Origin of the sequence: Collimonas fungivorans Ter331 (assembly GCF_000221045.1) — a bacterium.
GTDB classification, from domain to species: Bacteria; Pseudomonadota; Gammaproteobacteria; order Burkholderiales; family Burkholderiaceae_D; genus Collimonas; species Collimonas fungivorans_A.
The window spans coordinates 400,700-426,806 of the sequence record NC_015856.1 but is presented as its reverse complement, the minus strand read 5'-3'; the positions used below and the strand labels follow the sequence as shown (position 1 = coordinate 426,806).

The following is a 26,107-nucleotide window of genomic DNA, read 5'->3' as shown; positions in this document are numbered from 1 at the left end:
CGAGTTCGCTCACTTCTTCCTATTTCCTTTTTTTGCTGCCAGACTATCCGGGTTACCGCTCAGGTAATCCTGTTGCGCGTGATACGCCAATCCCTCCTCCCCGAACGCCAGCAAGGATTGCCAGAATTGACGAAACGCTTCGGGCACCTTCTGTTGCGCATCTCCATGGTCCTTGATGCTCGCCCCGCTCGCGTCGTCGGTTGCAATACGGAACCACGCTGTAAAAACGGCCGCGAGCAATTCCGCACGCGTACGACTTGCCGCATCGCCATTGCTTCTTTTCACAAGCACGCTGGCAATGGCCTGCTCCATCAGCACGTATTTGCGCTGGTATCGCGACTGTAACGCCGGCGTACAGCGAACTAGTTTGTTGATAGCAATATTCTCGGGGCTTGCCGCGTCGACAATGGCGTGCACCATGGCACATTCTATCAACGCAGGCCACGACGATTCCATTGGCTGCCTGCGCATTTCTTCCACGACAACGGCAAGAAATTTTTCCTGGTTGGCGAAGGCGACGTCCTCCTTCGAAGGAAAATAATGAAATAGGCTCCGGCGCGATACGTCTGCAGCCTCGGCGATGGCGTCCATCGTCGTGTCCTCATAGCCGAGCTTGCGGAACAGCTTGATGGCGGCTTTGGCGATTCGATCGTGTGTTTCGCGACGCTTCCGCTGCACCCTGCCTTCGACTATAACCACTGGATTTTCTTTTTTCACATTGCACCATTTGCAAAGTTGCACTTAGTGCATTATGATGCATGCACTGCCGGCGGCGCAAGCACGTTCTGCTCTTGCTGCGACAAGGCCGAAGCCAATACAAAAACGAGGACGATCATGCGTTGGAATATCAGTAACCTGCCAAGGCAGGATGGGCGCAATGTGATAGTGACCGGTGGCGCAAGCGGCATCGGCTTTCAAGTTGCACAGGCGCTCGGAAAAAAAGGGGCGCACGTCACCATCCTCGGCCGCGATGCGGCAAAAGGCGAGCAGGCGATTGCGCAGTTGCGTTCAAACGGCGGTAACTACAATTTTGATCAGATGGACTTGGCTTCGCTGGCGTCGATCGAATCGTTTGCGGCGCGTTGGGATTCCCGTCCGCTTCAACTACTGATGAATGTGGCCGGTGTCATGGCGGTACCGCAACGCGAGCTGACTGCCGAGGGTGTCGAAATGCACATGGGCACCAACTTCCTGGGGCATTTCGCGCTGACTGGCAGGCTTCTTGCGGCGTTGACGTCGGGCAGTGCGCGGGTGGTGACGGTCAGTGCGCTCGTGGCGCGTTTCAAGATGGCCGATCTTGATCCTGACGACCTTCAAGCAAAGCAGAAACCCTATACGCCGATGGGCGCCTATGCGCGCAGCAAACTCGCCGACATCATGTTTGCCGTCGAACTGCAACGACGCGCCGGCATGATACATAGCGGCGTGACCAGCGTTGCCGTTGATCCAGGCACGGCAAACACCGGCTTGCAGAGACATGTATCCGGCGCCGCAGCGGTGGTTGGCAGCGCGTTGACCAACTTGATCGGCTATCCGATCGCGCGGGTAGCGGAAAATGTCCTGTTCGCGGCGACGATGGAAAAGCCGACCGAGGACACGTTGATCGCGCCATCGTTCTTCATCCAGCGATTTGCCTCGCCGCGCGATGTTGGGCTGCCAACGCTAGCACGCAATCAAGCCGTGCGTGAGCGCTTGTGGCAAAAGGCCGAAAGTCTGACCGGCGTGCACTTCGGCATTTAAGGGCGTTTGCCCCATGCCCTGCGTTATCGTTGCCGTTTTTTCTTGCGCCCATTCGCTTCCGCCGCGGCCAGCTCCCTGGCATCCAGCACATAGCTGGAAGATCCGGCCAGCCGCTCAACAGCCAGGTCGATGAACGCTCTTACACGTGAGGGCTGCGCCTTGCGGCTCCCGTAATAGATATGGACATTCATATGGTCGCTGGCGTGTTCGGACAGCAGCGGCACGAGACGTCCCGCGCGGATGAACGGCGCTGCGGACAAGCCCGACAACAAACCGATTACCTGGCCCGAAAGCACCGCCTCGGTCTCGAGCTGCGCATCGTTTGTCGACAGCATCGGCGGCAAATCGAGGGAGATCACTTCACCGCCGACCTTAAGCAGCCAAGGCAGGATGCGGCCGGTGCCGGGATGCCGGAACACGCTGCATCGATGCGAGGCCAGTTGCTCGATCGAGGCCGGCGCGCCATGCGCGGCGATATAGGACGGCGACGCGCAGACAATCAATTGCATCGCAAACAGACGGCGTGCGATCAGGCCGTCTTCCGGCGCCGAGCCAATGCGAAAGCCGACGTCGGCGCGGTCCTGCACCCAGTTGCCGATGCGATCGTCGAGTTTCACATCCGGCTGTACCCCCGGGTGGCGTCGGCAGAATTCATCGACCAGCGGCCAGAGCAGCGGCAGGAACGAATATTTGGGCGCGACGATGCGCAGCGGCCCGGTAATTTCATCTTTTGCATTGCGAACGCGGTCCAGGGCGCGTTCCAGCGCCAACAGCGCAGGCTGAGTGGACTCAAGGAATTGCTGTCCTTCGGAAGTGAGTGCGATGCTGCGCGTCGTGCGATGCAACAGCCGCACGCCCAGCCTCGCCTCTAACGCGGCGAGTGCCTGGCTCGCCGCTTGCGGACTGATGCCTTGCGCCGCTGCAGCACGCCGGATACTGCCGAGCTCAATGGCTTTGGTGAATGTTTCGATCGCGCGAAAATTGCTAATGGACATGGACGGCTCACGGGAAAAGTAAACTGAGTATCAATTTTAGCTTGCTACTGGTTCAATATTAAGACCACTATTTTATTGACACTATACCGCCTATATTGGCCTCCTACACCATCAATCGGAGAATCCCATGGGCAGCAATACCAAAGGCAAGGTCATCGTGATTACAGGCGCCAGCAGCGGTCTCGGCGAAGCGGCCGCGCGGCTTTTAAATGCACAGGGCGCGCACATCGTGCTCGGCGCGCGACGCGTCGATCGCCTGCAGCAATTGGCGAATGAACTGGATAGCCCCGAACGGCGGGCCATCGCAGTCGCCGCCGACGTCACCGACCGCGAACAGGTGAAACGCCTGGTTGACAGCGCCGTGCAGACCTTTGGGCGCATCGACGTGATGATCAACAACGCAGGTCTCATGCCGCTGTCGCCGCTGGAGCGGTTGAAGGTCGACGAGTGGGATCGCATGATCGATGTGAACGTGAAAGGCGTGCTTTACGGAATCGCGGCCGCACTGCCGCACATGCAGAAACAAATGTCCGGCCAGTTCGTTAATGTGTCGTCGGTTGCCGGCCACAGGGTAATGGTCAACGGCGCGGTTTACAGCGCAACCAAGCACGCGGTGCGAGCGCTGTCGGAAGGACTGCGGCAGGAAACCAAACCATGGAATATCCGCACCACCATAGTGTCGCCGGGCGCAGTGGACAGTGAACTGAAAAGCGGCGTGACCGAACCTGACATCGCACAAGGCATGCGCGACTTCTACAAGGCGGTTGCCATTCCAGCCGATTCGTTTGCCCGCGCCGTAGCGTTCGCCATTGACCAGCCTGAAGACATGGATGTCAACGAAATTCTGTTCCGCCCGACCCGCCAGATTCCTTAGAGCGATGTTGGCAGCATGTGGCAAGTCTATATATGATTGCCCAGCACGTGGATGACACGGCAGGCGTGGGGAGGGATTCGTGCGACATGGTGTTGATGAGGTAATTGCTTTGCCCACTGACATCGTGGCGACAAAGCCCGTTGTGCCGTCAACGGCAGGACCTGAGCTGGGATCATGTCTGCCAAAAATTGGCATCTGCTCCAGATAAGCGAACAAGGGCGACCGAGAATAGGTATACCTCGGCAAAGCCGAGGTATACCCTGCCAACCCTAAAAAGGAGAGGCGGAAGACGGAAACGAGACAAAGGCTTGACTGCAATCAAGCGGCGCCTGAGCATTTTTCTGAAGCTCGGCGATTGTCACGTTGTTCGCCGCAGACGAGGCGACCGTGAAATTGACCGGACCTGGTCCCATGGTGAACTGGGTATTCGACGGCGGAGTAGGACCACCGTTGTGCGGGCTGTTCGATATCTTTGGCGCGGAATCGAATATGACGTTGTCCAAGGCAATCTTCAGCGGATTGACCGTACCGTTGAGAGCATAACCATTGAAGGTGAGCGTACCGCCGGCGTATTTTGCGCTGCCCAGATAATGAAATCCGCTGACCGTAATATCATGGAAATTCGGCGCCGAGCTGTGATTTCCCGCACTGTAGTAAGTATCGAACACCATCGGTTCCTTGACGTTACGCATGCAGATCTGCCGATAGCTGACGTTTTTCACCTCGCCGCCGCGACCGTCGTCCGACTTGATCCGGATGCCGACGCCGTTTGCAGAATCATGGCCATCGAACGACAGATCCCGCATCTCGATGCCATCAACACCCGAATTCGTCTCGCTGCCGATCGACATGCCATGGCCATAGTAGAAATGGCTGTGGACAATCCGGTGCGAGAGCGCTGGCGCCGATCCACTGGCCTTGATCGCGATATTGTCATCGCCGCCGCTGAAATACGAGTAGGCGATCAGCACGTTACTGGATTGGCCCGGATCGATCCCGTCTGTATTTTTTGTGGTTTCCGGCGTAAAGCAAGTGCTTGGCGACGTAGCAGGCGTTGTCGGATCCGGACTGCTCCCCGTCGGACAGGAATAACCCGGCTTGGAGTATGCCAGGGTCGGCGTCAGGATTTTTACTCCCCAGGCGGTAAAACCGCTTACCGTATTCGGCACTATATGGAATGCCGGCGCATTCTGGACGGTAATACGATACAACGTGAAGTTGCTGCCGCCAAAGACCTGGATCAGGCGCGGATTGTTCTGATTCTTGCCGGTCGACTTGTTCAGCATGGCGACGTCCCACCAAGTCATTATTCCAGCGTTGGCGCCGGAAGTTAATACACTGCCGCCGCGGCCGTCGATGATGCCGTCGCCTACCACTGCGCTGTTTTGCGTCTTGCTGGCAGTGATCAAGGCATTGCAGGACTTGCCGTCGCCGGCGGCAGTGCCGCAATTGCCGGCGCCGGTGTCGAAATCGGCCGGATTGCGCGAGGCGAACAAAGTCACGCCCTGGTCCACCCAGAGGGTGACGCCGCTCGCCAAGGTCAGTGGCCCCGAAAGAAATGCATTCTGGCCGCTGCTGCCGGCTATCAGCTTGACCGCCTGTCCAGCGGGGCAATTGGTGATCTGTTTCTGGATTCGCACAGAATCCGGGTTCGAATCGACCAGGTTGGCGTCAACCGAATCAGGCAATAATCCCGCCGTATGTTTAAGATTGGCTGTCAAGGTAGCGCATACCGTTGTGGGCAACTGCGGCTCGGCGGGAAGCGTAGCATCCACACTGGTTGAGGTGGTGCCTGTGCCGGTCGAAGTCGAGCCCGTTCCGGTTGAGGTGGAACCTGTGCCCGTTGAGGTGGAACCTGTACCCGTTGAAGTGGAGCCTGTACCCGTTGAAGTGGAGCCTGTGCCGGTTGAAGTGGAGCCTGTGCCGGTTGAAGTGGAGCCTGTGCCGGTTGAAGTGGAGCCTGTGCCGGTTGAAGTGGAGCCTGTGCCGGTTGAGGCGGAGCCTGTGCCTGCATCATTGCTTGAACCGCCACCGCACGCGCCGAGTACCAGGCAGGCTGAGATCGTTATAAATTGTTTTTTCAAAGGGTTGATCATGTTTCTCAAAAAATAAAAGTACCCGCAAGAATAATTTTTCCATCTTGCAAAAAAGGGAAAAATTATTTTTCACAGGGGGATTTCGGACCGCGATAATGTGCAGAAACAATACTGACCGAGTACGCATGTAGTTATCTTCAGACGACAGCATAGGCACGATCCGTGCCACATTGAATGTCGAACCCGCAGTCGGGCGAATCCAGACGCTCAAACCGAAAAAATGGTCCGCAGTTGCACCATTCGGATACCGACAAAATTTGACCGGAAAACAAAAAAACTGACAAAGTTTGTTATCGCTAACATTCTCAGAGTGGTTAGGGCGACGCTCCCGGCAATAAACGCCACTACGCCGACAAGTCAAGCTCATCGCGATGATGGCACCATCCCGTCGGCAAGTTTAAGTTCGATTGAGCGTACCTGCGCGTAGGGGACGCAAAGAACAATCCCGTGTAGTTTTCCTGCTTACGCTGCCGGCTTGTAGACCTCAGCAAGATCGGAGAGGTCCCAATTACCACCGGTCAAGACGGTACAGACCTTCTCGCCCGGCCGGACCTTGAGGACACCAGCCAGCAACGCGCCAACACCAATGGATGCCGCCGGTTCGACGATCAGCTTTGCATCCTTAGCCAGCATTCGCATCCCCTCGACGATGTACTCGTCTTCCACTAGGACGATCTCGTCGACATACTTCTCGATGATGGGATACGGATTCTGCCCTGGGACACTGATCCTCAAACCATCAGCAATGGTATTTTTCAGAGGCAGCGAGGTACGTTGCTTGTTGATCCTGCTATGGTAGTACTTTGGCGTCAGCGCAGGCTCCGCACCGACGATCCGGACAGAGGGCCTGGTTTCCTTGATGGCGGTAGCGATTCCCGAAATCAATCCGCCTCCGCCCATCGGAATGATTACCGTATCCACATCCTCCAGATCTTCCAGGATTTCGCAACCGATGGTGCCCTGTCCTGCCATCACCAAAGGATCTTCGAACGCATGCACCACGGCATAGTGATTTTCTCTGGCAATCTCATACACCCGACTCCATCTGGCCGCCGTATCACCGTCGAACAGAATGACCTCAGCTCCCAGTGCCTGCGTGTTGGCGATCTTGATTTTGGGTGTCGTCACCGGCAACACCAGGATCGCTTTAACACCCAGCATCCTGGCCGCATATGCCAGTCCCTGAGCATGGTTACCGGAGGAGGTCGCAATGATGCCGTTGGTGATGGCTTCCTTTGGCAAGGATAAAGACTTGTTCAGGGCTCCGCGGATTTTGAAGGCCCCCGTGATCTGCAACGTTTCGAGTTTCAGGTAGAACTGGCAACCCAGTTGCTTCTCCATCTTTTCGGCTCGCAGCAGGGGAGTATGTTTGATATGAGGCCGGAGCCGTTCGCGAGCCTGGTGGATGTCGTCAAGGGTTGGGTAGTTTTTCATGGAGTCGATGCCTTTCGATCACTGTGCTATCAGAAGTGACAGGCTTTGAGCCTGCGTGGGTAGCGCGTCAATACTGCTGCGTATGCCTAATGCTTATTCAATGAATTCAAAGAAGGTACCCACCTTGTTGTCCAGCGCATTCTGGTAGATCTTCGCGGATGCAGTGTTGTCCTGTATTGCCATGCCGGTGGAATCGAAAATGGTGATTTCCTCATCATTCTCCCTGCCTGGTTTCTTGCTCAGCAAGATTTCGCCGATCTCACCGTGGATATCATTCCTGGTAATGATTTGCTCATTCAGCGGATGCCAGGTCTCGCCTTTTTCGCAGCACTGTTCCAGGGAGTCATTGACGATCTTGGCATTTCTGAAGATGTCCGGCTGCAGTTCCTGTTTGCCCTGCTGGTCTGTGCCAATGGCGATGATGTGCGTGCCCGGCCTCACCCAGTCGGACTGCACCACCGGCCCTTTCCCGCGTGTGGTGGTGATCAGGATGTCGGCCTGTTCCACCGCTTCCTTTGCGGAATTGGCGAGGATCACAGGAATGCCAAACTCACGTTCGATATCGGCCTTGTAGCTGACGAGCGTGTCCGCGGTCCTGCTCCACGCATGGATGCTCCCGATGTCCATGACTTCCCTGATAGCCCGGATCTGCATCCTGGCCTGCTGTCCCGTCCCGATCGAGGCAATCGTCTTCGCATTCTTTCTTGCCAGCACCTTGACGGACACCGCGCCGGAGGCGCCGGTTCTTAGGCCTGTGAGCAAGCTTCCATCCATAACGCAGATCAATGCACATGTCCGCGCGTCAAACAGGAGGACTGTACCCATGCCGCTAGGAACGCCATAGAGGCGCGGATTATCGGGAAACCCTCCGGAGGAGGCTTTCATCGAGATAACCTCGTTGTTCATGTAGTAACCCAGCTTGAAATCGATCTCTCCCCTAGGCGGAGGCAGATGCATGCCTATGTACCCGGGCTGCATCACTCGCTTGCTGCTGAATGCCTTATAGGCCTCCTCCACCGTGCCGATAACCTCCTTCATAGAGATCAACTTGCGCACTTCCTCTTTCTTGAGCAATAAGGTTTGCATTTGGTTTCCCATGATTGACTGCACGTCTGTACTGCAAGCATTGGTCGTTCGCATGAACGGCCTAAAGAGCGCGAGCCGTGAGATGGCTTAATTGGTTGTGAAATAACGCTGCGCCAACGCCACCCAATACCGCACGCCATCTTCGATGATGTCGTCGTTGAAATCGTACTGCGGGTGATGCAGCGCCGACGCGGCCGTTCCCGTCGGCGCATTTCCGATTAGCACATAAGCGCCGGGCCGCTCTTCCAGCATGAAGCCGAAATCTTCCGAAGTCATGTTGGCCGGGATGTCCGCCTTGATGCGTGCATTACCGAAGGTCTCGCGAATGACGGTTGCGCAAAACGTCGTCTCGGCCGGCGTATTGACGGTCGCAGGATAGTATTGAAAATACTCAACCTCCGCTTGCGCGCCATAAGCCAAGGACAGCCCTTCGCACATCAGTTGGATATCGCGCTGCAACTTCTGTTGCAAGGTGGACGATAGCGTGCGAATCGTCCCGCGCAGTTCGGCTCGGTCCGGAATGACATTGTCGGTATCGCCTGCATGGAACATGCACACCGAAATGACGGCGGGATCGACCGGATCCTTGTGACGCGCCGCAATCGTCTGGCATTGCAGGACCATCGAACAAGCCAGCGGTATCGGGTCCAGGCCCAGATGCGGTTGCGCCGCATGAGCGCCCTTGCCGGTGATCTTGATCCTGAAGCGTGAACCTGCCGCCATGATCGGGCCGCTGCGCAAACCGAAATGCCCGGCCGGCAAGCCGGGCCAATTGTGCATGCCGAACACCGCCTCGGTCGGACATTGCTCGAACAAGCCGTCATCGATCATCTTACGCGCGCCCGCGCCGCCCTCCTCTCCCGGCTGGAACACGAAATGCACGGTTCCCGGCAGCTGCGGCATCTGCTTCAACACGCACGCGGCGCCCAGCAGCATCACGGTATGGCCGTCATGCCCGCAGGCATGCATGATCCCGTTCGCGCAGGAGGTGTGGGCGAAATCGTTGGCTTCCTGGATCGGCAAGGCATCCATGTCGGCCCGCAGGACGATGCCGCGCCGCCGGTCGGCGCCGGGCAAGCTGGCGACCACGCCGGTTCCGCCCAGGCCGCGCAGCACCTGGTAACCCAGCGCCTGGAGTTCGCTGGCAACGACCTGCGCCGTGCGATGTTCTTCGAACCGCAGCTCGGGATGCGCATGCAAATCGCGGCGCAGGCTTGCCCAGTGCGAACGATGGGTGCTCAGCATTGGGTCGGGAATGACGGGAATTTCCATGCGCGATACCTTTAAAGACTGCCAGGCAGCCGCTCACGTTGCAGCGCCCGGACTGACATGTCGGGCCAGCTTTCAACCGTAGTACCCGAGGACGGATTTCACCTCCATGTACTCCTCCATCCCCTCGATGCCGTACTCGCGCCCGTTGCCGGACTGCTTGTAGCCGCCGAACGGCGCTTGCGGATCCCAGGCCGGGTAGTTCAAGTGGACTTGGCCTGACTGGATGCGCGCAGCCACCGCGCGCAGCTGTTCCTTGTCCGTTCCCTGCACATGGGCGCCCAGGCCATAGACCGTATCGTTGGCAATAGCGATGGCTTCCTCCACCGTGTCGTAGGGCAGGATCGCCAGCACCGGGCCGAAGATTTCCTGCTGTGCGATCACCATATTCGCATGCACGTCGGAAAAGATGGTCGGCCGCGCATAGAAGCCGCGCGCCAATCCCTCGGGCCGCCCCGGCCCGCCCGCCAGCAGACGGGCGCCATCCCGCAATCCTGCCTCGATCATCTGCTGCACCCGCTCGAACTGCGCGCGATTGGCCAGGGGGCCGTGGGTGGTCGCTGCATCCATGGGATCGCCGACCTTCATCTGTCCCAGCGCCGCCAAGGCCAGTTGATGGACGCGATCAAGCTGGTTGCGCGGCACGATCAGGCGCGTGGGCGCACTGCACGACTGGCCCATGTTGCGGAACGCCGCGACCACGCCGGGCGGAATGGCCTGCGCCAGATCGGCGTCCGGCAGCACGATGTTGGGCGACTTGCCGCCCAGTTCCTGGGCCACGCGCTTTACGCCCGGCGCCGCCGCCTGGGCCACCAGCACACCCGCGCGGGTGGAGCCGGTGATCGACACCATGTCCACTTGGGGATGCGCCGCCAGCGTCGCACCGACTTCGGCGCCGGTGCCGCTGACCAGGTTGAAGACACCGGGCGGCGCCCCGGCCTCGGCGACGATCTCGGCGAACAGCAAGGCCGACAACGGCGACAGTTCGCTCGGTTTCAACACTACCGTGCAGCCTGCCGCCAGCGCCGGCCCGACCTTGGCGGTGATCTGGTAAATCGGCCAATTCCAGGGAGTGATCAGCGCGCATACGCCGATGGGTTCGCGCAGGATCGCCGTCGTGCCGCGCGGCCGGATAAAGGGATAACTCGCCAGGTTGTCGCGCGCCACCCGCAGGTGTTCGGCCGCCAGCGGCACGTGCGCGCTGCGTGCATAGCCGATCGGCGCGCCCATCTCCAGCGTGAGCGCCGCGGCGAACAGATCGCTGCGCTCCAGCAGCAGCGCATGGATGCGCCCCAGCAACGCTGCGCGTTGCTGGGGAGGAGTTGCCGACCAGACCGGGAAAGCCCCGCGCGCAGCCAGCACCGCACGTTCGGCATCGCGCGCATCGCCCAGTGCGATCTCGCACAGACTTTGTTCGGTCGAAGGACAGATCACGGAGACCCGTTCCCGGCCCTCCGGCAGTATCCAATGGCCGTTGATGAAGAGGCGCTCCAGCCGGCCGGCACGTTGCAGGTGATGCAAAGGTGATGTCATTCAGTATGTCCTTACGGCGATGCCGGCTCTCCGCGGCGGGAGCGCCGGCGATGTCTAGAAATCGGCGACCTTGCCCCACGCGGAACCGGCAAAGCGGCCCGGGTGATATGGGCGGGGATCGACCAGAGGCTCGGCGCCGGTCGCCAGGTCGGCGATCAGGTGGCCCGCCCCGGGGCCGATACCGAAGCCATGGCCGGAGAAGCCTGCGGCCAGGATCAGTCCAGGCACCTGCGGCGTCTCGCCGATGCCAGGCACCCCATCGGGTGTGCTGTCGACATAACCGGCCCAGGTGTGCGTGACCCTGGCGTTGCGCAATTCGGGCAGCAGCTCGATGGCTCGCCGATGGGTGGCGCGGATGGCCATCGGATCGGCTTTGGGATCGAGGATGCGCATGCGCTCCATCGGCGTAGGCGCATCCAGGCGCCAGCGCGACATCGTCTCATGGCCGCTGCGTAGCGCTTCCAGGCCGCCCGGCGACAGGCTGCGCCAGCGCTTGGCGAACATCGGCAGGAATTGCGGCGAAAAACGCAGGAACTGCCCGGTCGGATCCACCCGGGCGCGACCGCTGATAGCCAGCGCATAGGAACCGTCGCTGCGCCGCGTGGCCGCCACGCCCGAGGTGAACAGCGCCCCGGGCAGCGGCTGGTCGATGGGCGCCACGCTCATGATCGATTGGCGTACCGAGGCTTGCGGGAAGCGGATGTCCAACTGACGGCAGAACGACGACGCCCAGGCGCCGCCGGCCAGCACTACGGTCCTGGTCTTGATGACGCCGGCTTCGGTGACCACGCCGGCCACGCGCCCGGCTTCCATCTCGATGCCGCGCGCCGCGCATTGCTGGATCACGCTGCCGCCCAGCTTCATCACGGCGCGCGCCACGGCCGGCGCGGCCTTGACCGGATCGGCGGTGCCATCGGTGGGCGAGAACACGCCGCCCTTCCAGGCGCGGCCGGTTGCATGGCCGCGCTCGGCGGCTTGCCGACTGTCGAGCATATGGGTGGTCACGCCGGCGGTCTTGGCAAACTTGCCCCAACTGGCCCAGCGCGCCAATTCTTCGTCGTCATTGCTGAGATACAGCAAGCCACAGCGCGTAAAGCCGGCATCCTCGCCGGACTCGGCGCTGAACTGTTCCCACAGGTCGATGCTCTTGGTGGCCATCGGCAATTCGCGCGCATCGCGGTTCTGCTGGCGGCACCAGCCCCAGTTGCGGCTGGATTGCTCAGCGCCGACCCGCCCCTTTTCCACCACGACCACGGACACGCCGCGCCGGGCCAGGTAATAGGCGGTGAAGATGCCGATGATGCCGCCGCCGATCACGACCACGTCGGCTGTGGCCGGAGGGATGGAAGGGGTCTGGACCAGGTTTAACGGAGGCGACATGGTCATTTCCCTTCGATTGCGGCCGAGGCGGTTTGCACCACGTAGAACTTGGCTACCCGTTCACTGCTCTCCCAGCCGATCGCCGCGCCCTGCGGCACGAAAACCGCGTCGCCGGCAGCCACCGACACCACGCTGCCATCCGGCTCGGCAAAGCGCACGCCGCCGTCCAGGATATGCATGAACTCATTCACCGGATGCGCCCGCACGATACGGTGATAAGGCGTGGAATCCCAGGTGCCGGCCAGATACTTGATGGACTCTTCATTGAAGACATTGTCACTGCGGCATTGCGGCACCGGTCCCAGCAGGATTTCCTTGGGCAACGAGTTGGCCGAAGGCTTGAAATTGGCCTTGGCCTGTAACGGGAACACCCCGGTTTGCGCCGCTTGCGGGCATGCGGCCGCGCAGAACACCACCAGCGCCGACGAGCTGGTGGCTAGACGCAGGGCCGTGCCCGCACCGATCACCACACCACTGCTGGCCTGTACCACCAGCGGCGCGGCGCCTGTGGTTTCCACGGTCAATTCGCCTTCGACAACGACCAAGGTTTCCACATGCGGGAAGCTGGCAACGTCCAGCGTGCCATCGAAGCGCAGGCGACCGGCGCTCATCGCGCCGCTGCCTTCCCAGGCGATTTCGCGCCAGGGCGCAAAGGGATCGTTGCCGCCCAGTCCTGCGCGGCGGAATACGGTGGAAACGGGCGCGCCTGAAGCACGATACAGCACCAGCGTTGCGGTCATTTCTTCTCCTGAATGAGGGCCGGCGGCAGACTCGACAGCTTCGCCTGCGACGGCCCGGATGTGTCGCCTGCACTCTTGCGCAGGCCTGTCGTCAACCGATCGTCAAACCGTCACGCCATCCACCGGCAGCAGCGGCGATTGATATTGCTTCAGCTCGGCATCGGAGCGATGGCAAAGGATCTCGCCGCCATGCTCCATGTGGCGCCGGCGCGGCGCTACCATGTTGCACACGCCGTCCAGGCGCATCGTGCAACGCGGCAGGAAGGCGCAGATATCGGGCGATGCCTGCACCGGCCCGATCGGCGGCAGCTTGTGCTGGCCAGCGCCAGATGCCTGCTCCAGCCAACCCTGCTGCATGGCCGGCACCGACGACAGCAGCAGATGCGAATACGGGTGGTAAGGCGGCGCCATCATCGCCTGGCGCGGGCGGTTGGCCACCATGCGCCCGGCATACAGCACCACGATGTCATCGCAGATGGCGCGCACCGTGCTGATGTCATGGCTGATGAACATATAGGACACCTGCAGCTCGCGCCGCAGCTCGGCCAGCAATTCCAGGATGGCGGCGGCCACCACGGTATCCAGCGCCGAGGTCACCTCGTCGCACAGGATCAGATCAGGCTTGGCCGCCAGCGCCCGCGCCAGGTTCACGCGCTGCTTCTGGCCGCCTGAGAGCTCGCTCGGCAGGCGGTCGATCACGCTCGACGGCAGACGCACCAGGTCCAGCAGCTCGGCCGTGCGACGGCGCATGGCATCGCCGCTCAGACCGTGATAGAAGCTCAGCGGCCGGTTCAGGATACGGCCGATGGTATGGGCTGGATTGAGCGCCGTATCGGCGTTCTGGAACACGATCTGTACCCGGCGGAACTGTTCCCGGCTGCGTCCCTGCAGCGTAGGCGAGAGATTTTCGCCATCGAGCTGGATGCTGCCGCGCGCCGGCGCGATCATGCCGGCCACCGCACGTGCCAGCGTGGTCTTGCCCGATCCGGATTCGCCGATGATGCCGACCGTGCTGCCGCGCTGTATCGTCAGGTTGATATCGTCCAGGATCCGCACCCCCGGCAGGCCCAGGCGATCCGGGCTGCCATAGCCGGCGATCAGGCCGCTGATGCGCAGCAGCGGCGCCTTGGCCTGTGCAGCCAGCGCCGGATCCGGCAATATCTCCCGCACCTGCGCCACGCGCGAGGCTGGCGTAGCGGCGGCGATCAGGCTTTGCGTATAGCTGTCGGCCGGCGCCTGCAGCACCTGGCCGGTCTGGCCCATCTCGCGCACGGCGCCATCGCGCAGCACAACGATGCGATCAGCCATCTGCGCCACCACCGCCAGGTCGTGCGAGACATAGACAGCCGTGGTACCCAATTCCCTGACCACCTTCTTGAAGGCGCGCAGCACCTCGATCTGGGTAGTCACATCCAGCGCGGTAGTCGGTTCATCCAGGATCACCAGCTCAGGATCGGTGATCAGGGCCATGGCCGCCATCACGCGCTGTAACTGCCCGCCGGAGACCTGATGCGGATAGCGCCGGCCAATATGCTCGGGGTCCGGCAAGGCCAGCGCGCGAAACAGCTCGACCGCCTTGCGCATGGCGCTGGCCTTGTCCATCACGCGGTGTTGCAGGGCGCTTTCGATGACCTGGTCCATGAGAGTACGCGCCGGGTTGAAGGCGGCCGCTGCGCTCTGCGCGATGTAGGCGACGTGGTGACCGCGCATGGCCAGCAGCGCCTTCTCATCCATCTGGTCGATCTGGCGCTGGCCGATGCGGATGCGGCCGCCGGCGATGTGGCAGCCGGCGCGCGCATAGCCCAACAACGACAGCGCAATGGTAGTCTTGCCGGAACCGGATTCTCCGATCAGCGCCAGCACTTCGCCGCGCGCCACGGTGAAATCGACGTCCTTGACGATCTCCACCGAGGAGCCGTCGTCCTTGCGGGCGTTGACGCGCAGGCCGCTGACGCTCACCAGCGGCTCGCCAGGGGGAGTCCCGGGCGCCGTCGTCTTGCCGAGGAATTGGTCGAACTGCATCACAGGCTTACTCCTTGGCAGCGCGTTTGCCGCGCAGGTTATCGATCAGCAGGTTCACGCCGATGGTCAGCGAGGCAATGGCCAGCGCCGGCATGATCACCGCCAGCGCGCCCTCGCCCAGTCCGGAAATGTTTTCCCGCACCAGCGAGCCCCAGTCGGCGTCTGGCGGCTGCACACCCAGGCTCAGAAAACTCAGCCCGCTCAACAGCAGCACCACGTACACAAAGCGCAGCCCGAAATCGGCCAGCACCGGGCGGATCATGTTGGGCAGCATCTCCATCGTCATGATGTACCACACGCCCTCGCCGCGCGCCCGCGCAGCCTGCACGTATTCCATGGCCTGCACATTGACCGCCACCGAGCGGGCGATACGGTAGGCGCCCGGCATGTAGGTGATGGCGGCGGTCGTCACCAGGAGCCACATGGAGGAACCGAAGGTCGCCACCATCATCAATGCGAACATCTTGCTGGGAATCGAGATCAGCGCATCGAGCGCGCGGCTGATGACGGCGTCGCGCCAGCCTCCGGTGAAGGCGGCGTACAACGCAACGGCCGTGCCGATGCTGCTGGCCAGCAGTGTCGCCGCCAGCGCCAGGCCGATGGTGGCCCGGGTGCCGAAGAGAATGCGGCTCAGCATGTCGCGCCCCAGGTAATCACTGCCCAGCAGGAACTTGCGGCTCATGCCGGAAAATACATCGACATCGACGATGGCGGTGGCGTCGTAGGGCGAGATGGTCGGGCCTATGATGGCCATCAGCAGCCAGAAGCCGACGATGCCCATGCCGATCCAGGCCATGGCGGAATGGCGGTGCGGCTTCTTGGCGGCGGCGCTGGCGGTCGAGGCCTCGGCGCGCGCGGAATCGTGGAGGGCTTTCATCGTGTCTTCAACCTCGGATTGGAAACAATGGCCAGTACATCGGCGGTCAGCACCAGCAGCAGGTAGCCGGCACAGAAGATCATCGAACAGGCTTGCACCAGCGGCATGTCGCGGGTGGTGACGGCATCGATCATCAGGGTGGCGATGCCGGGATAGTTGAAGATGCTCTCGACGATGATCACGCCCCCCAACAGGTAAGACAGGCTCAGCGCCACCGCATTGGCGATCGGACCGATGGCGTTGGGCAAGGCGTGGCGCAGCACGATGCGGGTGCGCCTGACGCCTTTGAGCAAGGCCATCTCGGCATAGGAGGAACGCAACTGGTCGATCACCGCCGCGCGCGTCATGCGCGTCATCTGCGCCACGATCACACAGCAGAGCGTCATCACCGGCATCGCATAGGACTTGATAAAGGCCCCCACGGTGGCGGCATCGGCCGAATGCGACAACGCCGACAGCCAGCGCAGCTTGACCGCGAAGATCATCACCGCGATGGTGGCGATCAGGAATTCCGGCACCGAGACCAGCGACACTGCGCTGACATTGACCACGCGATCGAAGGTCGAGCCGCGATACATGGCCGAGGCGATGCCCAGCAACAACGCCAGCGGTACTGACACCGCTGCCGTGACTGCCGCCAGCATCAGTGATGCAGGCAAGCGGCCACCGATCATCTGCGCTACCGGCACATTATTGACCAACGATAGGCCGGGGTTGCCCGAGAGCAGGTCTCCCAGCCACCGGGCATAACGCAATGGCGCCGGCAGGTCCAGCCCGTACTGCAGGCGCAGCGCCGCCACCGTCTCGGGCGTGGCGGCCTGGCCCAGCGCCGCTTGGGCCGCGTCGCCCGGCAACAGGTTGGTGATGAAGAACACGCCGGCCGACACCAGCAACAGCGTCAGCGCCGCCAGTGCCAGGCGGCGCAGTATCAGACGCAGGACCATTCCATTCATAGCTATCCTCGATAAGCAGGTCACGGGCCACGACGGGGTTGCCCCGCCTGGCCTTTACTTCTATTGCCTGTGCTCAGGCGTCCATCCAGACATACTCGGCACAGGTGTAGTTCATGAACGCACCCAGAGGGATTGCATCAATGCCCTTGACCCTGCTGCTAATGCCTTCGAGGTTGGTGATGAAGACCGGAATGCCGATGCCGCCCTTCTCGTGCACCAGCATCTGCAGGTCGGCGTACATCTGCTTGCGCTTGCTGAAATCGGTCTCGCCGCGCGCGGCCACCACCAGTTGGTCGAACTGCGCGTTCTTCCAGCCTGATTCGTTCCACTGTGCATCGGACTTGAAGAACTGTGTGAACAGAATGTCGGCGCTGGGACGCGGATTGATATTGCCAAAGCCCAACGGTACCTTCATCCACTGGTTGGCCCAGTAGCCGTCGGCCGGAACCCGCTTCAGATCCAGCTTCAAGCCAATCTTCTGCGCGCTTTGCTGCATCAGCACGCCTATGTCCACCGATCCGGTCGCGGCCACCGAGGCTACCAGCGGGATGCTGCTGCCCAGCACGCCCGCCTTCTGCAGGTGGAATTTGGCCTTGTCCGGATCGTAGGGACGCTGCGGCAGGCCGGCGAAGTAGAAGCGGTTGGTCGGATCGATCGGCTGGTCGTTGGCGGTCACGGCAAAACCGCGGAAGGCGGCGGTCTTGATCTGCTCGCGGTCCATCAGGTACTTCATGCCCAGCGTGAAATCCTGGCTGTTGCCGGGCGCCGCGTCCTGGCGGATCACCAGATCCGTGTAAAGACCGGACTTGGTCTCCATTACCGTGTAGCCGGCCGTGGACTTGATGCGACCGGTGGAGCGCGCATTGACGTCGTTGATCCAATGCACGTCGCCCGAAAGCAGCGCATTGACGCGTGCGGCCTCGTCGGGGATGCCAAAGAGCTCGACCTCGTCCAGGTAAGGCAGACCAGACTTCCAGTAATTCTCGTTGCGCACGGCGATGGTACGCACGCCCGGCGTGAATTCCTTGCACTTGAAGGCGCCGGTGCCGTTGGGCGTGGTGAAGCTGGTGGTGCCGTCGCGGACGATGAGGAACTGGGCAGTGGCCAGGATCACCGGCAGGTCGGCGTTGGCGCTGGTCAGCTTGATCTGGACTTCATTTGGGCCGGTGGTCTTGACCGATTCGATCTGATCGGCCAGCACCTTGACCTTGGAGGCCGTGGCCGGGTCCTTGTGGCGCATCAGCGAATAAACCACGTCGGCCGGCGCGAACGGCTTGCCGTCGTGAAACAGCACGCCCTTGCGCAGCTTGACGGTCCACAGCGTGGCGTCGGTGGTCAGCATTTCCTCGGCCAGCACCATTTGCGGGCCGAGCTTGCCATCCAGCTTGGTCAGGCCGTTGTAGAACATGTGAACGCGCGTGTAATCGGTGGAGTGCGCGGTCTTGGCCGGGTCGAGGGTATCGGCGGTGGAGCTGGTCTGGGTCGCAATGCGCATCTTGCCGCCGCGCTTTGGCGGCAACGCCATGGCGCTGCCGCTGGCGCTGAGCAGGCCCGCGGAGCCCATCGTCATAAGACTGCCGGCCAGCAGGGTGCGCATCATGTCGCGGCGGGTGAAGCCGCCCCGCTCGTTTTCCAGCGAATCGCCGGTAATGATGTTTCCCTCTGTGGGGTATCGTCCGTTTTCCTGCTTGCTCATGAAAAGCCTCACAATAAAAATTCAACCACGAAGACCACCGACCTGCCCCGCCCTCCTGCTCACGCAGATTACTCCACGCGGGGGCCTGTCACCTGATGTGTCCGCTCACCTGTCGCAACTTTGATACTAACTGCCGCGACGCCCGGACCACGGATTTTGCCAACGACGACCCGGCTGCCGCCGGTTGCTACAGACCAACCACCCCCGGCAGGCCGGACAGGTCGGAGATTTCGGTATAACCGTAATATGGAGTGGACGGTTCATGGCCGCGGGCGACGAATACCTTGTTCTTGATACCCATGTCGGAGGCTGGCATCAAGTCGTAGCGCAGACTGGAGGACACGTGCAGCACCTCTTCCGGATTGCAGTTCAGATTGTCGAGCATATATTCGAAGGCGCGCAGGCGCGGCTTGTAAGCTTGTGCCTGCTGGGCGGTAAAGACCTTGTGGAAAGGCGCACCGAGCTGTTCGACGTTGTGCATGATCTGGCTGTCGTCGGCATTGGAGAAGATCACCAGCGGGATTTCCTTTGCCACCTTGGCCAGCGCGGCCGGCACGTCGGGATGCGGCCCCCAGGTCGGTACGGCCTTGTAGAAGGTGCCCATCTCTTCGTCGGTGGTCTTGACACCCCAGCGCTCGCAGGTGCGCCGAATCGCGTTCTTGCACACTTGCTCGTAGGGCTTCCACTGGTCCAGCACTTCATCCAGGCGGTAAGCCGCGAACTGGCGCAGGAAGAATGGCATGTCGGCCTCGGCGACGCGATCGGCGTAGAGCTTCTTGGCCGTTTCCGCCATCTGGAAACGGGTCAGCGTGCCATAGCAATCGAAGGTGATGAATTTGGGCTTGAAAGTGCTCATTGAAAATCGTCCTATCAAAAAAGTGTTCGCGTCACCGGAATGGTCTTGCGAATGACATGGTGCTAATCCTTTTACTTGCGGGTTCAATCCACGGGAATGATTACAACATATCGAAACTTGTGATTTACTCCTTTTTGACCGGGTCACGAAACAGAAATATGTGTTTTCGATGGCGCAATCAGCATAGCTTGCCGAGCAGTGCAGCAATGCGAGCCGGGCGCACCCCTTTGGGGCGAATTCACCGTGGCGGTGCGGGTCGAGCCCGCCTGCGCGCAGAGTTGCCTGCTTAATTTTTCCCTCTCGACAGGTGCATTGACTAATAGAAAATCTGGCATGGCGGTTACGGATGAAATATGAAATGAGCGCCACACAAAAGAGAGAAGCGCGCCTGTCTACCTCATGCTATGCCGAAGCTGCCCAATTTTGTGCCGAGAACAGGGGGCAGATCGCCATAAAATTGCGAATTCGCGCCATCGAAAACAAACGCTGCGCGGCGCCAAAGAGGCATCATCATTGCTAGTAACCGGCCATGCTGCGCCGTGGCCCCGTAAACAGACATATAAGGAAGCGTTCAATGCAAGCTGCAAGGACACTGCCGGCCGGCCAGGCCAAACTGCGCGCCATGCGTGAGACCGACCTGCAGGCCTGCCACGGCCTGAGTCAGCATCTGAAATGGCCGCACCGCCTGGCCGACTGGCAATTCCATCATGCGGTCAGTCGTGGCTGGGTAGTGACGCTGACGCGTACCGGGGCCGCCCCCGAGACATCGGGCAGCGGCATGCTGTGTTATTGCGGCCCAGAGCACGCTACGCTGGGCCTGGTCATCATCAGCGATGCCCTGCAAGGCCGCGGCCTGGGGCGCGCCATGATGCAGCAACTGCTGGCCGACGCCGGTGGGCGTAGCGTGATCCTCAATGCCACGGCGGCCGGCCGGCCTCTATATGAAAAGCTGGGCTTCCAGGCCATCGATACCCTGAGTCAACACCAGAGCGCCACGGCGCAGGCGCCGCGCACGGCATTGCCGCCAGGCAGCCGCATCCGCCCGCTGCAAGCAGACGAAGCGCCGGCCTTGCTGGCATTCGACCGTCACGCCAGCGGCATGGACCGTAGCGCCGTGCTGACGGCGCTGCTCAAGTTCGCCGAGGTAGCGGTACTGGAACGGGATGGTCGCGTCAAGGGCGTGGCGATGCTGCGCGCATTCGGGCGCGGCCACGTGATCGGGCCGGTGATCGCGGCCGACCTTGAGGATGCGAAAACGCTGATCAGTCACTGGGTCAACGCCTGCCCTGGCGCCTTCCTGCGCATCGACGTGCCGGGCAAGAGCGGCCTGAAACCATGGCTGCAGGACATCGGCCTCGCCTGCGTGGACAACGTCGTGACCATGTGCCGTGGCAGCGCGCCCCATGGCGATGCGCAATGGCGAATCTATTCCATCATCAACCAGGCGCTGGGCTGACGCCGGCGCAAACGACATCATGACTTTTCTCTACAAGGCCGACCTGGAACGCGGCGCCGAATGGGGCCGGCTCTTCGCCCAGAAGGCGCCGGAACTGCCCTTCCACCTGTGGCCGTATGAAGGCGATCCCGCCAGCGTGCGTTATCTGGCCGCATGGACGCCGCCCGAAGACATCGCCCGGCGTTTCCCTAATCTGGAGATCCTGTTTTCGGTGGGCGCCGGCATCGACCAGTTCGATATGTCCGGCCTGCCGCCGGAGCTGGCGGTGGTGCGCATGACCGAGCCAGGCATCGCCGCCGGCATGGTGCAATATGTAACCCACGCGGTGCTGGGGCTGCACCGTGACAGTCGCCACTATGCCCGCCAGCAACAGCAGCAGATATGGCAAGCGCGCCGCGTACGCCCTGCCAGCGCCTGCCGGATCGGCGTACTGGGCCTGGGGATGCTGGGGCGGGCCGTGCTGCAGCAATTGCATGGCCTTGGCTTCCCCTGCGCCGGCTGGAGCCGATCACCGCATCAGATCGATGGCGTCGAGTGCCATAGCGGTTGCGATGGCCTGGATCATTTCCTGGCGCGCAGCGATGTGCTGATCTGCCTGCTGCCGCTCACTGATGACACGCGCGGCATCCTGTGCCGCGCATTGTTCGCGCAATTGCCGCGCGGCGCGACGCTGATCAATGTAGGACGCGGTGGCCACCTGGTCGAGGACGATCTGCTGGCAGCCCTGCAGGACGGCCAACTGAGCGCCGCCGTGCTGGACGTCTGCAATACCGAGCCGTTGCCGGCCGGCCACCCGTTCTGGCGCCGTCCCGACATCGTCATCACACCGCATGTCGCCAGCATGACCCAGCCCGACGGTGCGGTCGATGCGGTGCTGGAAAACCTGCGGCGCCATCGTGCCGGCATGCCGCTTCTGGGACTGATCGACCGCCGGCGAGGCTACTGAGATGTACGAAGGAGCCGGTGGGCAAACATTCTGCCGATTCCCTGCCTGACAACGGTACATCATGCCGCCGCGCCATCGCAGTTCGCGTCACACGCATATCGGCGTAAGCTTATGCTGGATCCCATGATGCATTGCGTCGATGCGCCTTCAGCATGCCGGCGATGGCACTCCTGGTTTCATTAACCCACTTTATCGAGTTATTCACACCATGAAGTTGGAATCCTACTGGACCGATTCGGCACCCGTATATATCTCCCCGGCACGTGAATTGCCGGCCCAGGTTGACGTGGCCATCGTCGGCGGCGGCTTTACCGGCCTGTCAGCCGCATTGTCCCTGGCCAAGCGCGGCGCCAGCGTGGTCGTGCTGGAAGCCGGTCCGCATGTGGCGGCCGAAGCCTCCGGGCGCAACGGCGGCCACGTCAACAACGGCCTGGCGGTGGACTATGCCGAAGTCGCGGCCAAGGTCGGCGTGGAGCGCGCCCGTGCCTGGTATCACGCTTATGATGACGCCGTCGACACGGTTGCGCAGCTGGTGGAGCAGGAACAGATCGCCTGCGACTTCCGGCGCCACGGCAAACTCAAACTGGCCACCCGGCCGAGCCAGATGGAGGCCCTGCAGCGCAGCGCCGAGCGCCTCATCGCCGACGGCGTGGATCTCGACGTCGCCGTCCTGGACGCCGCGCAGGTGCGCGCCGAGGTGCAGAGCGAGCGTTTCCATGGCGGCCTGCTCTACAAACGCAGCGCGCAGATGCACATGGGCCGCTTCGCTTACGGCCTGGCGCTGGCTGCCGAGAAGCATGGCGCGGTCATCCACACCGGCACCGAAGTGCGCCGGCTGGAGCGCATCGGCGACACCCGCGCGCATCGCGTCCATACGGCAAGAGGCACGATTCTGGCCAAGCAGGTGCTGCTGGCCACCGGTGCCAGCCTTCACGGCAGCTACAGCACATTCGGCTGGCTGCGCCGCCGTATCGTGCCCATCGGCAGCTTCATCGTCGCCACGGCACCGCTGGGCGCCGAGCGCGCCGCCGCACTGCTTGCGCAGCAGCGTACCTACACGACGGTGGCCAATATCCACCATTACTTCCGCATGACGCCCGACCATCGCCTGATCTTCGGCGGACGAGCCCGCTTCGCCATTTCCAGCCCGCAGTCCGATGCCGCCAGCGGCGAGATCCTGCGTGCGGGCCTGATGCAGACCTTCCCGCAGCTGGGCAAGGTGGACCTGGACTACTGCTGGGGCGGTCTGGTCGACATGACGCGCGACCGCCTGCCGCAAGCCGGCGAGCGCGACGGTCTGTATTATTCGATGGGCTATAGCGGACACGGCACCCAGATGTCGGTGCACATGGGCCAATGCATGGCAGCGGCGATGAGCGGCGACGCCAGCGCCAATCCCTGGCGCGAACGCGACTGGCCGGCCATCCCAGGCCACGTTGGACCGCCATGGTTCCTGCCCCTGATCGGCATGTACTACCAGCTCAAGGACAAGCTGGCCTGAAATTATCTTTTAGTTAATTGAATTCGAGACCCTGCCATGAAAAACAGTTTTTCCATCGCATTGATCGCCGGCGACGGCATCGGTAAGGAAGTCATGCCGGAGGGCCTGAGAGTAGTGCAGGCCGCCGCGAAGCGCTTCGATATCCAGCTGGAATTGAAGGTAATCGACTGGGCCAGCTGCGACTATTACGCCGCCCATGGCCAGATGATGCCGGATGACTGGAAAGATCAGCTCGCCGGCTGCGACGCCATTTACTTCGGCGCGGTAGGCTGGCCCGCCACAGTACCTGACCATGTCTCGCTGTGGGGCTCGCTGTTGAAGTTCCGCCGCGAATTCGACCAGTACATCAACCTGCGCCCGGTGCGCCTGTTCGAAGGCGTGCCTTGTCCGCTGGCCAATCGCAAGCCGGGCGACATCGACTACTACGTGGTGCGCGAAAACACCGAAGGCGAATACACCTCACTGGGCGGCACCATGTACGCTGGCACCGAGCGCGAAATCGTGATCCAGGAATCGGTGTTCTCCCGCTTCGGCGCCGACCGGGTATTGAAATATGCATTCGAGCTGGCCAACAACCGGCCGCGCAAGCACCTGACGGTGGCCACCAAGTCCAACGGCATTGCCATCAGCATGCCGTGGTGGGATGGCCGCGCCGACGCCATGTCCGCAGGCTATCCTGAAGTGACGATGGACAAGCAGCATATCGACATCCTGTCGGCGCGCTTCGTGCTGCAACCGACGCGCTTCGATGTGGTGGTCGCCTCCAATCTGTTCGGCGACATCCTGTCCGACCTGGGACCGGCCACCACCGGCACCATCGGCTTGGCGCCCTCGGCCAACCTCAACCCGGATCGCCGCTTCCCGTCCCTGTTCGAACCGGTGCACGGATCGGCGCCTGACATCTATGGCAAGAACATCGCCAACCCCATCGCCATGATCTGGTCCGGCGCTCTCATGCTGGACTTCCTCACGGCAGGCCAGGGAGCCGGCCGCGCCGCCCATGACGCCATCGTCGCGGCGATCGAGGACGTTCTCAAGAGCGGTCCGCGCACGCCCGACCTTGGCGGCGACGCCTCGACCACCGAGCTGGGTGAAGCTATTGCCTTCCATGTCGCCAAAGGCGCAAACCACTTCTCACTTTGACATCTACTTTTGCCATGACCATCCTGGAACTGCAACATCCCCACCTGATGCCCGGCGCGCAACTGATCGGCGCCGCATGGACCGAAGCCAGCGATCTCCGCCGCCTGGAGGTCAGCGATCCTGCCACTGGCCAGGTGTTCGCCACGGTGCCCGACGGCAACGCCGCCGACGCCCGTGCCGCCGTCGACGCCGCTGCCGCCGCCTTCCCGGCCTGGCGCGCGACGCCAGCCAAGCAGCGCGCCGCCATCCTCAAGCGCTGGAACGACCTGCTCATCGCGCACCAGGATGACCTGGGGCGGCTGATCTCGCGCGAACAGGGCAAGCCGCTGGCCGAGGGCAAGGGCGAAGTCGCCTATGCCGCCAGCTATGTCGAATGGTTTGCCGAGGAAGCCACGCGCGCCAACGGCGACATCATCCCGGCCCCGGTCACCGGCCGCCGCATGATGGCGCTAAAGGAACCGGTCGGTGTGGTGGCCGCCATCACGCCGTGGAATTTCCCGGCGGCGATGATCGCGCGCAAGATCGCGCCGGCGCTGGCCGCCGGCTGCACCGTGGTGTGCAAGCCGGCCGAAGACACCCCGCTGACCTCGCTGGCGCTGGTGCTCCTGGCGCAGCAGGCGGGCGTGCCGGCGGGCGTCATCAACATAGTCACCGCCTCGCGTGAACGCACGCCGGAGGTGGTCGATGTCTGGCTCGCGGATAGCCGCGTGCGCAAGATCAGCTTCACCGGCTCGACCGCCGTAGGCAAGCATCTGGCGCGCCGCTCCGCCGACACGCTCAAGAAGCTCTCGCTGGAACTGGGAGGCAACGCGCCCTTCATCGTCTTCGACGACGCCGACCTGGATGCTGCCATCGAGGGCGTGATGGCGGCCAAGTTCCGCAATGGCGGCCAAACCTGCGTCAGTCCCAATCGCGTCTATGTGCAAGACGGCGTGCATGACGCCTTCGTCGCCAAGCTGGGGGCGCGCGTAGCGGCCCTCAAAGTCGGTCCGGCCACCGACCCATCCTCGCAGATTGGTCCGATGATCAATGCGCGCGCCATCGCCAAAATTGACCGGCACGTGCGCGATGCAGTCGAGCGCGGTGCGAAGATCATCACCGGCGGCCAGCGCCTGCAGGGCGAGGGTTATGCCAGCGACAATTACTATGCGCCTACCGTATTGTCCAATGTCGGCCCGGACATGTTGTGCAGCGGCGAGGAAACCTTCGGACCGATAGCAGCGGTAACCCGCTTCGCCACCGAAGAAGAAGCGATCGCGGCGGCAAATGCCACACCGTTCGGACTGGCGGCGTATTTTTATTCAACCGATATGCGCCGCGTCCACCGCGTCACCGACGCGCTGGAAAGCGGCATCGTCGGCATCAACGAAGGCGCGCTGGCGGCCGAGGCCGCTCCCTTCGGCGGCGTCAAGGAATCGGGCTATGGCCGCGAAGGCTCGGTACATGGCCTGGACGACTATCTGCACACCAAGTATGTCTGCCAGGGCCAGCTCTGACGCAGTCCGACACA

The 26,107-nt window shown here is 62.0% G+C and carries 21 protein-coding genes; 7 read left to right on the top strand and 14 right to left on the bottom strand.

The genetic code is table 11. The features are described from left to right. Window positions 1-9: 9 nt before the first annotated feature. Window positions 10-717: a TetR/AcrR family transcriptional regulator gene (locus CFU_RS01740; protein WP_190275215.1), complete on the bottom strand. Its 708-nt coding sequence runs from the start codon at window positions 715-717 to the stop codon at window positions 10-12. 117 nt (window positions 718-834) lie between these two features. Here CFU_RS01740 and CFU_RS01735 point away from each other — a divergent pair, with 117 nt between their 5' ends. Beyond that, complete coding sequence (locus CFU_RS01735) at window positions 835-1,740, top strand: SDR family NAD(P)-dependent oxidoreductase (protein ID WP_041741081.1); 906 nt, start codon at window positions 835-837, stop codon at window positions 1,738-1,740. 23 nt (window positions 1,741-1,763) lie between these two features. Here the strand turns inward: CFU_RS01735 and CFU_RS01730 are convergent, their stop codons facing one another. Next, window positions 1,764-2,735: a LysR substrate-binding domain-containing protein gene (locus tag CFU_RS01730; protein ID WP_014004324.1), complete on the bottom strand. Its 972-nt coding sequence runs from the start codon at window positions 2,733-2,735 to the stop codon at window positions 1,764-1,766. Between the two features lie 127 nt (window positions 2,736-2,862). On the opposite strand from CFU_RS01730, the gene CFU_RS01725 reads away from it, so the two are divergent. Next, entirely contained in the window at window positions 2,863-3,609 is a 747-nt protein-coding gene (locus tag CFU_RS01725) for an SDR family oxidoreductase (protein ID WP_014004323.1), read from the top strand. Window positions 3,610-3,878: 269 nt separating this feature from the next. Here CFU_RS01725 and CFU_RS01720 read toward each other — a convergent pair whose 3' ends face one another. The 12 genes from CFU_RS01720 to CFU_RS01660 all read right to left on the bottom strand — a co-directional run bounded on the left by CFU_RS01720 (window position 3,879) and on the right by CFU_RS01660 (window position 19,488). Beyond that, window positions 3,879-5,705: a glycoside hydrolase family 28 protein gene (locus CFU_RS01720; protein ID WP_081466387.1), complete on the bottom strand. Its 1,827-nt coding sequence runs from the start codon at window positions 5,703-5,705 to the stop codon at window positions 3,879-3,881. Window positions 5,706-6,167: 462 nt separating this feature from the next. Next, window positions 6,168-7,139 (bottom strand): threonine ammonia-lyase, encoded by a 972-nt coding sequence (locus CFU_RS01710; RefSeq protein ID WP_014004321.1) that lies wholly within the window; start codon window positions 7,137-7,139, stop codon window positions 6,168-6,170. A 93-nt stretch (window positions 7,140-7,232) separates the two neighbouring features. After that, the gene (locus CFU_RS01705) at window positions 7,233-8,225 is read right to left on the bottom strand and encodes an ornithine cyclodeaminase family protein (protein ID WP_041741080.1); all 993 of its coding nucleotides are present in this window, start codon (window positions 8,223-8,225) and stop codon (window positions 7,233-7,235) included. An 87-nt stretch (window positions 8,226-8,312) separates the two neighbouring features. Continuing rightward, window positions 8,313-9,497, bottom strand: a complete 1,185-nt coding sequence (locus CFU_RS01700) for a M20 aminoacylase family protein (protein ID WP_014004319.1) — start codon at window positions 9,495-9,497, stop codon at window positions 8,313-8,315. A 72-nt stretch (window positions 9,498-9,569) separates the two neighbouring features. Continuing rightward, window positions 9,570-11,027: an aldehyde dehydrogenase family protein gene (locus CFU_RS01695; RefSeq protein WP_014004318.1), complete on the bottom strand. Its 1,458-nt coding sequence runs from the start codon at window positions 11,025-11,027 to the stop codon at window positions 9,570-9,572. Between the two features lie 54 nt (window positions 11,028-11,081). Next, a complete protein-coding gene (locus tag CFU_RS01690) occupies window positions 11,082-12,407 on the bottom strand; it encodes an NAD(P)/FAD-dependent oxidoreductase (protein ID WP_041742915.1) in 1,326 nt (441 codons plus the stop codon). Between the two features lie 2 nt (window positions 12,408-12,409). Continuing rightward, window positions 12,410-13,147, bottom strand: a complete 738-nt coding sequence (locus tag CFU_RS01685; protein WP_014004316.1) for a cupin domain-containing protein — start codon at window positions 13,145-13,147, stop codon at window positions 12,410-12,412. A 102-nt stretch (window positions 13,148-13,249) separates the two neighbouring features. Beyond that, window positions 13,250-15,169 carry an ABC transporter ATP-binding protein gene (locus tag CFU_RS01680; RefSeq protein WP_425304682.1) on the bottom strand — a complete coding sequence of 640 codons (1,920 nt, stop codon included), beginning with the start codon at window positions 15,167-15,169 and terminating at the stop codon, window positions 13,250-13,252. Between the two features lie 7 nt (window positions 15,170-15,176). After that, window positions 15,177-16,046, bottom strand: a complete 870-nt coding sequence (locus tag CFU_RS01675) for an ABC transporter permease (protein WP_014004314.1) — start codon at window positions 16,044-16,046, stop codon at window positions 15,177-15,179. Next, entirely contained in the window at window positions 16,043-16,999 is a 957-nt protein-coding gene (locus tag CFU_RS01670) for an ABC transporter permease (protein WP_041741079.1), read from the bottom strand. Before CFU_RS01670 ends, CFU_RS01675 begins: the two co-directional genes overlap by 4 nt. Before the next feature lie 73 nt (window positions 17,000-17,072). Next, window positions 17,073-18,695, bottom strand: a complete 1,623-nt coding sequence (locus CFU_RS01665) for an ABC transporter substrate-binding protein (RefSeq protein WP_050808448.1) — start codon at window positions 18,693-18,695, stop codon at window positions 17,073-17,075. A gap of 187 nt (window positions 18,696-18,882) precedes the next feature. Then, window positions 18,883-19,488, bottom strand: coding sequence for a haloacid dehalogenase type II (locus CFU_RS01660; RefSeq protein ID WP_425304681.1), 606 nt, complete (start codon window positions 19,486-19,488; stop codon window positions 18,883-18,885). Between the two features lie 637 nt (window positions 19,489-20,125). Between CFU_RS01660 and CFU_RS01655 the strand changes: the two genes are divergently transcribed. From CFU_RS01655 to CFU_RS01635, 5 genes are all read left to right on the top strand, one after another. After that, window positions 20,126-21,007 (top strand): GNAT family N-acetyltransferase, encoded by an 882-nt coding sequence (locus CFU_RS01655; RefSeq protein WP_041741077.1) that lies wholly within the window; start codon window positions 20,126-20,128, stop codon window positions 21,005-21,007. Window positions 21,008-21,026: 19 nt separating this feature from the next. Continuing rightward, window positions 21,027-21,953, top strand: a complete 927-nt coding sequence (locus CFU_RS01650) for a 2-hydroxyacid dehydrogenase (protein ID WP_041741076.1) — start codon at window positions 21,027-21,029, stop codon at window positions 21,951-21,953. A gap of 208 nt (window positions 21,954-22,161) precedes the next feature. After that, window positions 22,162-23,454 carry an NAD(P)/FAD-dependent oxidoreductase gene (locus CFU_RS01645; protein WP_041741075.1) on the top strand — a complete coding sequence of 431 codons (1,293 nt, stop codon included), beginning with the start codon at window positions 22,162-22,164 and terminating at the stop codon, window positions 23,452-23,454. A gap of 36 nt (window positions 23,455-23,490) precedes the next feature. Continuing rightward, a complete protein-coding gene (locus CFU_RS01640) occupies window positions 23,491-24,597 on the top strand; it encodes a tartrate dehydrogenase (RefSeq protein ID WP_014004307.1) in 1,107 nt (368 codons plus the stop codon). A gap of 14 nt (window positions 24,598-24,611) precedes the next feature. Continuing rightward, window positions 24,612-26,093 carry an NAD-dependent succinate-semialdehyde dehydrogenase gene (locus tag CFU_RS01635; protein ID WP_041741074.1) on the top strand — a complete coding sequence of 494 codons (1,482 nt, stop codon included), beginning with the start codon at window positions 24,612-24,614 and terminating at the stop codon, window positions 26,091-26,093. Window positions 26,094-26,107 lie beyond the last annotated feature (14 nt).

What these genes read in the sequence shown, in the direction of transcription:
- CFU_RS01735 (WP_041741081.1), top strand. Translation starts at nt 835, where the DNA reads ATGCGTTGGAATATCAGTAACCTGCCAAGGCAGGATGGGCGCAATGTG.
- CFU_RS01730 (WP_014004324.1), bottom strand. Translation starts at nt 2,735, where the DNA reads ATGTCCATTAGCAATTTTCGCGCGATCGAAACATTCACCAAAGCCATT.
- CFU_RS01725 (WP_014004323.1), top strand. Translation starts at nt 2,863, where the DNA reads ATGGGCAGCAATACCAAAGGCAAGGTCATCGTGATTACAGGCGCCAGC.
- CFU_RS01720 (WP_081466387.1), bottom strand. Translation starts at nt 5,705, where the DNA reads ATGATCAACCCTTTGAAAAAACAATTTATAACGATCTCAGCCTGCCTG.
- CFU_RS01710 (WP_014004321.1), bottom strand. Translation starts at nt 7,139, where the DNA reads ATGAAAAACTACCCAACCCTTGACGACATCCACCAGGCTCGCGAACGG.
- CFU_RS01705 (WP_041741080.1), bottom strand. Translation starts at nt 8,225, where the DNA reads ATGCAAACCTTATTGCTCAAGAAAGAGGAAGTGCGCAAGTTGATCTCT.
- CFU_RS01700 (WP_014004319.1), bottom strand. Translation starts at nt 9,497, where the DNA reads ATGGAAATTCCCGTCATTCCCGACCCAATGCTGAGCACCCATCGTTCG.
- CFU_RS01695 (WP_014004318.1), bottom strand. Translation starts at nt 11,027, where the DNA reads ATGACATCACCTTTGCATCACCTGCAACGTGCCGGCCGGCTGGAGCGC.
- CFU_RS01690 (WP_041742915.1), bottom strand. Translation starts at nt 12,407, where the DNA reads ATGTCGCCTCCGTTAAACCTGGTCCAGACCCCTTCCATCCCTCCGGCC.
- CFU_RS01685 (WP_014004316.1), bottom strand. Translation starts at nt 13,147, where the DNA reads ATGACCGCAACGCTGGTGCTGTATCGTGCTTCAGGCGCGCCCGTTTCC.
- CFU_RS01680 (WP_425304682.1), bottom strand. Translation starts at nt 15,169, where the DNA reads ATGCAGTTCGACCAATTCCTCGGCAAGACGACGGCGCCCGGGACTCCC.
- CFU_RS01675 (WP_014004314.1), bottom strand. Translation starts at nt 16,046, where the DNA reads ATGAAAGCCCTCCACGATTCCGCGCGCGCCGAGGCCTCGACCGCCAGC.
- CFU_RS01670 (WP_041741079.1), bottom strand. Translation starts at nt 16,999, where the DNA reads ATGAATGGAATGGTCCTGCGTCTGATACTGCGCCGCCTGGCACTGGCG.
- CFU_RS01665 (WP_050808448.1), bottom strand. Translation starts at nt 18,695, where the DNA reads ATGAGCAAGCAGGAAAACGGACGATACCCCACAGAGGGAAACATCATT.
- CFU_RS01660 (WP_425304681.1), bottom strand. Translation starts at nt 19,488, where the DNA reads ATGGCGGAAACGGCCAAGAAGCTCTACGCCGATCGCGTCGCCGAGGCC.
- CFU_RS01655 (WP_041741077.1), top strand. Translation starts at nt 20,126, where the DNA reads ATGCAAGCTGCAAGGACACTGCCGGCCGGCCAGGCCAAACTGCGCGCC.
- CFU_RS01650 (WP_041741076.1), top strand. Translation starts at nt 21,027, where the DNA reads ATGACTTTTCTCTACAAGGCCGACCTGGAACGCGGCGCCGAATGGGGC.
- CFU_RS01645 (WP_041741075.1), top strand. Translation starts at nt 22,162, where the DNA reads ATGAAGTTGGAATCCTACTGGACCGATTCGGCACCCGTATATATCTCC.
- CFU_RS01640 (WP_014004307.1), top strand. Translation starts at nt 23,491, where the DNA reads ATGAAAAACAGTTTTTCCATCGCATTGATCGCCGGCGACGGCATCGGT.
- CFU_RS01635 (WP_041741074.1), top strand. Translation starts at nt 24,612, where the DNA reads ATGACCATCCTGGAACTGCAACATCCCCACCTGATGCCCGGCGCGCAA.